Source organism: Duganella fentianensis (assembly GCF_009857835.1).
Taxonomy (GTDB): domain Bacteria; phylum Pseudomonadota; class Gammaproteobacteria; order Burkholderiales; family Burkholderiaceae_D; genus Rugamonas; species Rugamonas fentianensis.
Window position 1 is genome coordinate 629,650 of sequence record NZ_WWCL01000001.1, and the last position, 12,208, is coordinate 641,857.

The 12,208-nt window shown below is 57.0% G+C and carries 7 protein-coding genes; 6 read left to right on the top strand and 1 reads right to left on the bottom strand.

All coding sequences use genetic code 11. The annotated features are described in order from the left end of the window. Nucleotides 1-71: 71 nt before the first annotated feature. From GTP23_RS02830 to GTP23_RS02850, 6 genes are all read left to right on the top strand, one after another. Nucleotides 72-3,902, top strand: coding sequence for a DUF4214 domain-containing protein (locus GTP23_RS02830; RefSeq protein WP_161033765.1), 3,831 nt, complete (start codon nt 72-74; stop codon nt 3,900-3,902). A 349-nt stretch (nt 3,903-4,251) separates the two neighbouring features. Continuing rightward, on the top strand, nt 4,252-6,063 hold the full coding sequence (locus GTP23_RS02835) for a type I secretion system permease/ATPase (protein WP_161033766.1): 1,812 nt from the start codon (nt 4,252-4,254) through the stop codon (nt 6,061-6,063). Nucleotides 6,064-6,066: 3 nt separating this feature from the next. Further along, complete coding sequence (locus tag GTP23_RS02840) at nt 6,067-7,425, top strand: HlyD family type I secretion periplasmic adaptor subunit (RefSeq protein ID WP_161033767.1); 1,359 nt, start codon at nt 6,067-6,069, stop codon at nt 7,423-7,425. 1 nt (nt 7,426) lies between these two features. Next, nucleotides 7,427-8,773, top strand: coding sequence for a TolC family outer membrane protein (locus tag GTP23_RS02845; protein ID WP_371866794.1), 1,347 nt, complete (start codon nt 7,427-7,429; stop codon nt 8,771-8,773). After that, nucleotides 8,773-8,946 (top strand): DUF6447 family protein, encoded by a 174-nt coding sequence (locus GTP23_RS22545; protein ID WP_202412091.1) that lies wholly within the window; start codon nt 8,773-8,775, stop codon nt 8,944-8,946. The genes GTP23_RS02845 and GTP23_RS22545 overlap by 1 nt, the downstream gene beginning before the upstream one ends. Nucleotides 8,947-9,163: 217 nt before the next feature. Continuing rightward, complete coding sequence (locus GTP23_RS02850; RefSeq protein ID WP_161033768.1) at nt 9,164-11,158, top strand: acyltransferase family protein; 1,995 nt, start codon at nt 9,164-9,166, stop codon at nt 11,156-11,158. Here the strand turns inward: GTP23_RS02850 and GTP23_RS02855 are convergent. After that, nucleotides 11,146-12,033, bottom strand: coding sequence for a sulfurtransferase (locus GTP23_RS02855; protein ID WP_161033769.1), 888 nt, complete (start codon nt 12,031-12,033; stop codon nt 11,146-11,148). The two genes, GTP23_RS02850 and GTP23_RS02855, sit on opposite strands and share 13 nt — an antisense overlap. Nucleotides 12,034-12,208 lie beyond the last annotated feature (175 nt).

Sequence of the window (12,208 nt, forward strand, 5' to 3'; positions counted from 1 at the left end):
GGTACGCCTAATTGCGATTCGCAGGCTGCGTTGCCGAAGCGCTTATTTTTTTAACCCTAGGAGTTATACAAATGGCTACAACCACTGAATTAGTTCAACAACTGTACGTAGCGTACTACAACCGTCCTGCCGACGTAGCTGGTCTGGCATTCTGGGTTGACGCTATCGACAACCGCGGCGCGACTATCGACCAGGTTAGCAAGGGCTTCAACACCGTTAAAGAGTACACCGATATGTACTCGGGCAAAACTGCTGACGCAGTTGTAAACACTGTTTACCAGAATCTGTTCGGCCGTATCGCCGACAGCGAAGGTCTGAACTTCTGGGGTCCAAAGATTCAATCGGGCGCTATCACCACCGCTGACCTGGTTAAATACATCACCGCTGGCGCTGTGAACGCTGACGGTACCCCAAATGCTGACGGCCAAGTATTCGCTAACAAAGTAGCTGCTGCTCAAGCCTTCACCACCGAAATCGGCACCGCCGGTAACGAAGCTGAACGCGTTGCTTACGCTAACGGCGGCAACGCTGTGGCCGTAGCTAAAGCCTACATCGCTGGTGTAACCACCACCGCATCGCTGACCGCAGCACTTGCAAACGTGCACGCTGTTGCTCAATCGGCTCTGCCAGCCCCAGAAGTTACCAACTTCACCCTGAAGGCTACCGTTGACGACGTTCTGGGTACTGCTGGTAACGATGTTATCACCGCTGTGATCGATGGCACTACCAATGCTGTAGCTACCACCCTGACCCCACTGGACACCATCAACGGCGGCGCCGGTAACGACACCGTTGTGCTGAACGTCCTGAACGGTGTGGGCAATGCTGGTACCGCAGTTGCCGCTCTGCCAGCTGTTACCGTCAGCAATGTTGAAAACCTGAACATCCGTTCGGCAGTCGATCTGACCGCCAACACCTCGTCGTGGTCCGGTCTGACCAACGTCAACCTGACCCAAGGTGCAGTTGTTGCACTGACCTCGGGTGCTACCACCGCTGTTGCAGTTTCGGGCGCCACCGGTAACGTTAGCGTAACCGGCGGTTCGACCCAGACCGTCACCAGCGCAGCTAGCGGCACCGCTGTGACTCTGGGCTCGGCTGCAGGTGCAGTTGCTGTAACCCACACCGCACAAGCTGGCGGCAATATCGGTATCAACAACGGCACCACCGTTGACGTAACCGCTTCGGGCGCTACCACCGGTACCGTAATCATCGGTAACACCACCGCTGCTTCGGGTGCTGTAAATGTTAACACCACCGGCGCTGCTTATGCTGCCGCTGACACCGCTGCAGTACGTGGCCTGATCACCATCACCGGTGGTACTACCGTCAACGTTAAGCAAACGGCTACCTCGTCGGACGCTAAAGTTGCTGCTGATACCAGCGCTGTTGGTAACGGTGTAACCCAGAGCGCAGTAACGGTTCATGCTAACAACAGCACTACCGCTGTTACCGTAGCTCAAACTGCCGCTGCAACCGCTGTAGACGCAGTTATCGCTGCTGCTGGTGCTAAGCAAGTTGACACCGTGACCTTCACCGCCATGGCTGCCAATGACAGCATCACCGTTGGTGGTCTGACCTTCACCGCTTCGAAAGCACTGACCGCTGCTCAAGCTGCAGCTGCATTTGCTAACCTGGCTTCCGGCGTTACCACCGGTGCAGCGCCTGCTGCTAACGGTATCTACTCGGGTACCTTCGTGTCTACCTACACCACTGGTGCTGTTGTGACCACTGGCTCGGTAGTAACGGTAGATGCAACGGCAAAAACCGCTGCAAACGGCAACACCCCAATCTCGTTCTCGGAAAGCGTTGCTGCTGCCAACCCATCGGTAGCTAACAAAACCGCTGGTGTGGTCAGCGCTGATGCAGTGACCGGCGTACTGGGCGTAGCAAACGGCACCGTTACCATCGACAGCGCAGCTGTTACCGGTACGGCTAAACTGGCTACCGTTTCGCTGGACGGCTACGGTGCTGCCACCGTTGCATCCGACGCACTGACCAGCCTGAACCTGGCACACAGCGCTTCGACCGTAGGCGTGACCAACGCTGCTGCAACCACCCTGGCTCTGGGCCTGAACAGCGTTACCGGCGCAATCAACCTGGGTTCGACCTACACCGCACTGAACGTAACCACCAGCGGCGACGACTCCGCTTCGGCTGTTACCGCTGGCGGCGTACAAGCTCTGACCATCACCGGCACCCAAGCTGTTGATCTGTCGGGCTCGACCCTGGGCGCACTGAAAACCGTTACGGTTTCCGGTTCGGCTGGCGTAACCATCAACGCTTCGGGCTCCAACGTGACCGCCGTGAACACCTCGGCAACCACCGGTAAAGCTGTCGTGTCGATCGACGCTACCAAAGCAACCTACACCGGCGGCGCTGGCGTTGACGTTGTAACCCTGACCACCACCGCCCCAACCAAGGCTGTATCGCTGGGCGCTGGCGACGACACCCTGGTTCTGGCAACGGGCACGACCTCGGCTACCGTTACCCTGGACGGCGGCGCGGGCACCGACATTCTGTCGATGGCAGCTGCTGACGCTGCTTCGGCATCGTCGACCAGTGCATTCGCTGACCGTATCACCGGCTTCGAAAAACTGAAAGTTGGTGCTGCTGGTGCTGCTACCACCGTTGATCTGGCCAACATGGACGCTATCAACTACGTGATCAGCGCTGGTGCTACTGGTACCAAAGAAGTGTTCGTCGCAACCTTCTCGGCTGATACCACCGCAGGTCACCTGTCGTTTGACGGTATCGACTTCACCGGCGTAGTTGCTGGTACTGCCGCCGCTACCGCAGGGGCATTTGTTACCTACTACAACGCACAGGCTGGTGCTAACTGGGTTGCTGTGGACAACACCGATGGTACCGTGACCTTCACCGCCAAAGTGGCTGGTGCTGTAACCGACATCCTGTCGGCAGCCTTCAGCACCCACGGCATGGGCGCAGACGTTACCGTTACTGCAGCTGCTCCAACCACCCAGGGTGCTGACGCTAACCCAGCAAACACGCTGACTCTGACCCACTTCGCCAACAACGGCACCGTGGAACTGATCGGCGCTGCTGCAACCACCACCGTCACCCTGAACGATGCAACCGGCACTTCGGACAGCCTGAACATCATCACCAAAGTTGGCACCGCCAACCTGGACTTCGGCACCGTTGCTGCTGCTGGCGTTGAGACCCTGAACATCACCGCGACCGATACCGACACCTCGACGTCGACCGGTAACGGCGTTCAGACCGCAACCCTGGCAGTGACCGACGCGGCTGCTAAGTCGATCGTGATCACCGGTACTTCGGCTCTGACCCTGTCGCTGAACGCAGCTAACACCGCTGTGACCTCGATCGACGGTTCGGCTATGTCGGCTAAGCTGATCGCTGCTACCGTAGCTGGTGCTGCCGCTGCTGCTACCGTGAAAGGTGGCGCTGGTGCCGACCAACTGACCGCTAACCACATCGGCGATACGCTGATCGGTGGCGCCGGTAACGACACCCTGATCGTCAACGCTGGTCTGGTAACCCTGACCGGTGGTGCTGGTGCAGATACCTTCGACGTTTCGACCGCAACTTCGAACTCGAACAGCTACGCAACCATTACCGACATCAGTGCTGGCGACAAGATCACGTTCAACAGCGCTGCTGTGAACTTCTTGGCTTCGAAAGTAACTCTGGCTAACACCGCTGTGTTCCAGGATTACGCTAACGAAGCGATCAAACTGAGCTCCGACGGCCAAGTGTCGTGGTTCCAGTACAATGGCGATACCTACATCGTTGAAAATGCAACTGGCGCTTCGACCACCCAGTTCACCAACGGTACCGATATCATCGTTAAACTGACCGGCATCGTTGACCTGAGCACCGCTTCGTTCAGCAGCTCGACTCACACCGTTCTGATCGGCTAATCAGGCTGAATTGGATGAGCTAACCCTTGCTGGCGGTCTGACTGCCAGTAAGGGGGAACTCTGAAAATTTCTGCTAGCCTGAAAAGGCGCAAAACCACCTAGTGCAAACTGGGTGGTTTTTTTTATTCATTGAGGTTTGCTTGTGTTTCCCTGGTAGGGCGGGAATGAATTGCCTGTTTTTTGTGCAACATGGAGCGCTATTTTGTAAATTTTGTGACGCAAATCACATTTGCGGATCAAAATCAGGGATAATCTCTGCACGCGTTGCGGAAGTATTGCCTATGCTCAAAATTGGCGGCGGCGTGCTCAATCGTTATCCGGAAATAGGTCGTGCGTTGCACGAAAATATATGAAAAAGAAATTGGTTGAAGGTAAAGATGAAATCGCCGAGGTGTTACGTGGTTTCAAGAAGACATTTGTTACGGTAGGGACGTTCAGTGCGATCAGCAATTTGCTGATGCTGGCGCCGTCTATCTATATGCTGCAGGTCTATGATCGTGTGCTGGCTAGCCGCAATGAAATTACGCTGCTGATGCTGACGCTGATGATGCTGGGCGCTTATGCCTTCGTCGGTACGCTCGAGCTGGTGCGTAGCTTCGTGTTGGTACGCGTCGGAGCGCAGTTCGACATGCAGCTTAACAAGCGCGTCTACACCGCAGCTTTCGAACAGAATCTCAAGCGTTCAGCCAGCAATGCCGGGCAGGCGCTCGCCGACCTGACCAATCTGCGTCAGTTTTTGACTGGCAATGCGCTGTTCGCGTTTTTCGATGCGCCATGGTTCCCCGTGTATCTGCTGGTGATCTTTGTATTCGAACCGTCACTGGGGCTGTTCGCACTGGGGGGCACTGCCGTCCTGGTGCTGCTGGCTTACATCAATGAACGCGTGACGCACAAGCCTTTGGCCGAAGCCAATGGTATGGCCATTTCTGCCAATAATCTGGCGACCAATAATCTGCGCAATGCAGAAGTCATTGAATCGATGGGTATGCTGCCCAACCTGCTGGCGCGCTGGTACCGGCTGCACGGCCGGTTCCTGCAGGTGCAGGCGGAAGCTAGCGAAAAAGCCGGCATCGTTGGTGCTGTGACCAAATTTGTACAAGTGTCCTTGCAGTCACTGGTGCTAGGCTACGGCGCGTTGCTGGTGCTGGAAAATAAAATTTCTCCGGGAATGATGATTGCAGCCTCGATTCTGGTGGGCCGCGCATTGGCACCGGTGCAGCAGGTGATCGGTGTATGGAAGTCGTTTGCCTCGACCCGTAGCGCCTATGAGCGTCTGAACGCGCTGCTGGCGGCCAATCCCGCCCGTCCGGTAGGGATGGCGCTGCCCAAGCCACAGGGCATACTCGCGGTCGAAGGTGTCACCGCTGGCGTGCCGGGCAGCCCGACCCCGGTGCTGCGCGGTCTGACCTTCGCTGTACAGGCTGGTGATGTGCTGGGTGTAGTGGGCCCTAGCGGTTCCGGCAAATCGACTCTGGCACGTCTGCTGGTAGGCGTGTGGCCCGCTGGAATGGGCAAAGTGCGCCTGGATAGCGCCGATATCTATACCTGGAACAAGGCGGAGCTGGGGCCACACATGGGTTATCTGCCGCAAGACATCGAATTGTTCAGTGGCTCTATCAGTGAAAATATCGCTCGCTTCGGTGATGTCGATCCGGAAATGGTGGTGGCTGCGGCAAAGCTGGCCGGTATCCACGAAATGATCTTGCACCTGCCTGACGGCTACAACACCAAGCTTGGTGACGGTGGCGCCGGTTTGTCCGGTGGTCAGCGTCAGCGTCTGGGGCTGGCACGGGCCATGTATGGTGATCCTGCTGTGCTGGTGCTGGATGAGCCGAATTCCAATCTGGATGATGCGGGTGAAGCGGCGCTGGTAAGAGCCATTAATGACCTGCGTAGCCGCGGTAAGACAGTAGTTCTGATTACTCACCGCACCAACGTGATCGGTGCCACGACCAAGTTGCTGGTGCTGCGCGAAGGTCAACTGGCGGCCTATGGCCCGACTAATCAGGTACTGGCAGCTTTGCAGGAAGCTACCCAGAAGCAGCTGGAAGCGCAGCAGCAGGCGGTTGCACAACAACAGGCCGCGCAACAGCAAGCGGCGCAGCAACAAGCGGCACAGCAACAAGCGGCACAGGCAGCGGCCTCGACCGAACAGGAGTAAGCCATGAATATGATTAGTAAGAAAGATCCGGCGGTCGAAGTGATCAGCCATGATGTGGCGCAGGTGCCGGTGAATACCGATGCATCCTCGTATGCCCGTACTGGCTGGACGATTTGTCTGGTGGGTGTGATAGGTTTCCTGCTATGGGCAAATTTCGCCCCGCTGGATAAAGGGGTGCCGCTATCGGGTACGGTGGTGAAGGAAGGCAACCGTAAGGCCGTGCAGTATTTCGGCGGCGGCATCGTACAGGATATCCTGGTGAATGACGGTGACCACGTGAAAGCTGGCCAGGTACTGGTGCGCATGAACAATGTGCAGGTGAAATCGGCGCTTGATGTAACGCTGGCGCAGTATCTCAGTACGCGTGCGCTGGAAGCGCGTTTGAAAGCTGAACTGGCCGGTAAAGGCAACGTGCCATTTCCGCCCGAACTGGAACGCTACAAGAGTGACGACCGCGTAAGTGGCCTGCTGGCCTTGCAGGCCCAGTTAATGACATCGCGTCAGGTCTCGCTGCAGAATGAACTGGCAAGCGCAGATGAGAGCATTGCAGGTATTGAAGCTCAGATACACGGTCTGGAACAGTCACGCGACAGTAAGAAGGAACAACTGGCGATTCTGAAGGAGCAGGTTGACAGTACCCGTGACCTGGCCAAGGATGGTTTCATTGCGCGTAATCGTTTCCTTGACCTGCAACGTTCGTATGTGCAGATGAGTGGCGCTATTGCCGAGGATGTGGGCAATATCGGCCGTTCCCGCCGTCAGGTGAGCGAATTGCATTTGAAGAAAACCCAGCGTCAGCAAGATTATCAGAAGGAATTGCGTACCCAGCTGACAGAGACCCAGAAAGAAGCATCTGCTCTGGCGGGGCGTCTGGAAGGGCAGGAGTTCGAGGCGAATAATGTCGAGGTCAAATCGCCTGCGGACGGTGTGGTACTGGGCTCGAATGTGTTTACGCGCGGAGGTGTGGTGGCCCCGGGCGCCAAGATGATGGAAATTGTTCCAGCAGAAGATGCACTGGTGGTTGAAGGTCAACTGGCGGTAAATCTTGTGGACAAAGTTCATCCGGGACTGCCGGTCGAAATCATGTTGTCGGCATTTAACTCGAACAAGACCCCGCACATCCCCGCCGAAGTTGTCACTGTGGCGGCTGACCGTAGTGTCGAAGAACGCACCGGTGCCCCATATTACAAAGTGCGTGTGCGCGTGACCAAGGCCGGGCTGAAACTGATTGCCAGCCACAAGCTGAATGTGGTGCCTGGTATGCCGGCGGACCTGTTTGTGAAGACGGGTGAACGCAGCATGATGAATTATTTGCTGAAGCCGTTGTACGATCGCGCCAAAACGTCGCTGTCGGAGGAATAACGTGGCTGATCTAACTTATCGTTTCCGGATCAAATCGGTGCTGGCAGCAATAATGGCGGTGAGCCTGCTGCCTGCGGCCCCAGCGCACGCGTTGGGCTTGCTGGAAGCCTATCAGGCTGCACTAAAAAATGATCCGGCATATCGGGCGGCCTATTATGCCGGTCAGGCAGGCGCTGAGAACCGCGCTTTGGGTCGCGCCAACTTATTGCCTACGGTTTCGGGCAGCTTTGGCGCCAGTAAAGTACGTAACACGATCACTGAAGCGAAGATCATCTTTCCGCGAGACTATCTGAGCCGTTCGGCGACGGTGCAGCTGCGTCAGCCATTATTCAGCTTGGATGCCTGGGCGCGTGCCAAACAGGGGAGCGCGCAGGCTGCCTATGCCGCTAGCGTGTTTGAAAGCCAGCAACAGGAAGTTATCTCGCGCGTTGTGAATGCCTATTTCGATGTGCTGTATAAGGCGGACCTGCTGGCGCTGGCGAAAGTCGAACGCGATGTTTATGTCGAGCAGCGCAAGATAAATGATCGGCTGTTTGAAAAAGGCGAAGGTACCCGTACCGATATGCTGGAGAGTCAGGCCCGCCTTGATACTGCCGAAGCGGCAGTGCTGGAAACACAGGATGCGCTGACAGTGTCGCGTACTACACTGGCAGCGATAGTTGGCGTGGAACTGGGGCAGCTTGATGCGTTGGTTCCAGAATTCGAAACCCGCCCACCGGAGTCCTTGAGCTTTGAGGCATGGAAGAACATCGCACTGGAGCGCAATCCGGACATCAAAGCCATGATGCATGGTGTCGAGATTGCCCGTCAGGAGGTGACTAAATCCCGTGCGGGCCATTTGCCAAGAGTAGACTTTGTGGCGGCTTATAGCCGGAGTTCCTCCGATACGATCCAGACCTACAATCAGGAAACGACATCACGTAGCGTGGGTATACAGGTGAATATTCCGCTGTATGCCGGTGGTCAGGTGAACGCTGCGACACGGCAGTCGGTGGCGAATCAGGAAAAGGCCAAGGCAGACCTGCAAGCACAGACTGACAAGGTCTTGACGGAATTGCGCAAAGACTATGATGCAATGATGAGTAGCGTAGCGCGTATTGGCGCTCTGCAAAAGGCGGTAGCGTCTTCCGAACTACTGATCAAGGCGACCCAGATGAGCGTGAAAGGCGGTGTGCGGATTAACCTTGATGTGCTGAATGCTACCCAACAGCTTTACGTGAATAAGCGCGATCTGGCGCAGGCACGCTATAACTATCTGCTTAACACACTGCGTATGCGCGCTTCGGCGGGTACGCTAACCGAAGCGGATGTGCGTGAGATTGCACCGTATTTCCGTCCGGTGTCGTGATGCGGCTGATGGACGATGAGTTGGAAGTGACGGTCGATGGCGTGAGTTACAAGGTGGCCGACCTGTGCGAAGAAGCAAAGGCGCAAGTAACCAGTTTGCAATTCGTTGACGCGGAAATCGCAGACCTGCAAGCAAGGCTTGCGGTCTACCAGACAGCTCGCAACTCCTATTAAGCTGCGTTGCAGCAATTGATACCTCGTACCAAGCAGTGAGTCAAAAACGCATTTCTTCGGGAATGCGTTTTTTTTGCTTAGGACTAAGTCGCCGGTGCGAAGCATTGCATTAGCGCGTGATCGACGAAGGATGCGCGGGCCGGCAAGGAAGGTATAGGTGCCAGATAATTCCACCACGTCGATCGGCTATAATTCCCGATTTATTTCGAAATTGCTAATGGATCCGGAGAAACAGCCTTTAGTGCCAGAAGGGGCGTCCGAACTTAATCTGACATACCGTTCCGATATCGATGGATTGCGTGCGCTGGCCGTGCTGGCAGTTGTGCTGTATCACGCCTTTCCTACCTTGTTACCCGGCGGTTTTGCCGGCGTCGACATCTTCTTTGTTATCTCGGGTTTCCTGATCGGCGGGATACTGCTGGATGGTATAGCGCGTGGCGGCTTCAGTTTCGCCGAGTTCTACGCACGTCGCGTGCGCCGGATTTTCCCTGCGCTGCTGATTGTGATGTCAGCATGCCTCGCCTTTGGCTGGTTCTCACTTTTTCCCGATGAATACAAGATGCTCGCCAAGCATGTGCTGGGCGGCGCTGGCTTTGTCTCGAATTATGTACTGTGGAATGAAGTGGGCTATTTCGACACGGCGGCCGAGACCAAACCTCTGCTACACCTGTGGTCACTGGCGATCGAAGAGCAGTTTTACATCGTGTTTCCTGCCTTGCTGTTGCTGGCCAGACGCCGGCCGATGCTATTGGTGCTAGGCATGGCGCTGGTTTCGTTTGCGCTCAATGTGGGCGGGGTCAGCCACTATGCCAGCGCCACGTTCTACTCTCCTGCTAGCCGGTTGTGGGAATTATTGCTGGGGACTATGCTGGCCTATCAATTACGGCAGCGTAAGGACCCAAGCAGTACCAGCGTAGCCGGCGAGCGTACACAGCGCGCGCTTGGCAGCAGCGGTCCAAGCGCACTGCAGTCGATACTCGGACTCGTACTGCTGGCCGGCGCTATGCTCGTTCTTCGTGCCGAACGCCATTTCCCGGGCTGGTGGGCCTTGCTGCCTACGCTGGGGGCATTGCTGGTGATATCGGCTGGTCCGCAGGCCTGGTGCAACCGCGTGCTACTGTCGAACCGGCTGATGGTGGGCGTGGGCTTGATCAGTTATCCGCTCTACCTGTGGCACTGGCCCTTGCTGGCATTTGCCCGCATCGTTGAATCGGGCCTGCCATCGGTGCGTATCCGCGTAGTGGCCGTGCTCGCGGCACTGGGCTTGGCCTGGCTGACCTGGTTTATGCTGGAGCGGCCCATGCGGCGCCCTCGGTATGGCCGTCGCAAAGTCGGCGCGCTGTGCGCGGCGATGTTGCTGCTGGCGCCAGGCGCTGGCCTGCTATACCGCTACGATGGCCTGCCGACCCGCGCTAGCGTAGTCGATAGTGCACGCCAGCAGCAGGACCTGATCTTCACGCCGGACTATCGCAACGCTGAGGTCTGCATGGCGCGCTATGGTTTTGTCGGCGCGCTGCAATACTGTCAACTGGACCAGCCGCAACAGGCACCGACCGTGCTGCTGCTTGGCGATAGTCATGCCGGCCATCTGGTCGATGGATTGCGCAGCTATTACCGCAGTCGTGGCGAAAACCTGTGGTATCTGCAGACCCGTCTGCCATTCGTGGGTGTTCCGCCTGGCGACGATATCCTGCAGAAAGAGACGATACGGATGATGGAACTGGCGCTGCATACGCCCGGCATCAGGACGGTGATCTTGTCCACGGCATACAAGCTGGCGCCCAGCACGGCTACCGGACGGGTGGCTTACGATGCATTGCGTAACACGCTGCGCCAGTTTCTGGCACAGGGCAAGCAAGTGGTGTTTGTGAACGATGTGCCGGCGCTGGACTTCGATCCGCGTGCCTGCCTGCGCCGCGCCGGCGTGGCCAGCTCGCAGACACGTACTGATTGTGCCATCCCGCGCAGCCAGTTCGAACATAACGTCGCCGAGCATGCTGCGGCGCTCCGTGCAGTGTTGAAGGAGTTCCCAGCCGTACAACTGTTCGATAGCGCCGCACCACTGTGCGACGCCGAACGCTGCCATGCCATGCTGGGGCAGACGCTGATGTACCGCGACACGCACCATCTGAGCGCCAGCGGCGATGCTTACATGGCCAAGCAGTATGCGCGCCAGTTAGAGGCGCGCGCTACAGGAGCTTATTTGCCGTAGCAATGCGGGCAGGATTTGCCTTCGACAAATTCCGGTGCGATCTGCTGGCGCGGCGTGACCACGGCACGGCAGTTGAAGCACTGGGTAGTCTCGGTGGGCTCCAGTTTCGGATTGAGCGCAGTGCGGTAGTCGAACACGAAGCAGTCGCCCGTGTAGTGGTCGCCACCCACTTCCTCGAAATACTTGAGGATGCCGCCTTCCAGCTGGTAGACATCCTGATAGCCGATGTTCTGCATGTGGATGGCGGCTTTCTCGCAGCGGATGCCGCCGGTGCAGAAGGTCACCACGGTCTTGCCGGTGAAATCGTCCTTGTGCGCGGCGATCACTTCGGGGAATTCGGTGAACTTCTTGATGCGGTAGTCCACCGTGTTGTCGAAGGTGCCCACATCCACTTCGAAATCGTTGCGGGTATCCACCATCACGACCGGCTGGCCCTTGTCGTCCACCCCGTTATCGAGCCAGCGCTTGAGCGTGGCCGCTTCGACGAAGGGCGCGCGGCCATCTTCCGGCTTAATCAGCGGCATGCGCATGGTGATGATTTCTTTTTTCAGCTTGACCAGCATGCGCTTGTGTGATTGCTCGGTCGAATAGCTTTCCTTGACTTCCAGATCGGCAAAGCGGGCATCGCTACGCACCCAGGCGAGGAATTCGTCGATGTGGGCACGCGGGCCGGAGAGGAACATATTGATGCCTTCCGGGGTCAGCAGAATCGTGCCTTTCAGGCCTAAACGCTGGCAGATCGCCTGATATTCAGGACGTTTGGCTTCCGTATCGTCGAAGGTGACGAATTTGTAGGCGGCGATATTGACGTGAGCGGCAGCGGCGGCGGTTGCGGCAGCATGCGCTTCAGCTTGTAAAGCAGTATTAGCGTGCATGATGATCCAGATCAAAAATTTTTCGGAGCCGACATTATACGCAAGCTTGGCCGTCCGGGTTTTTTTACCGCCAGACGGCATTGCGTTTTTCGCAACGCATGCCTTTCCAAAGTACGCTAGTTGATTTCCGGAGTAGGGGCGCCACACGGTAAAATAGCCGGATATTGAACCCGCA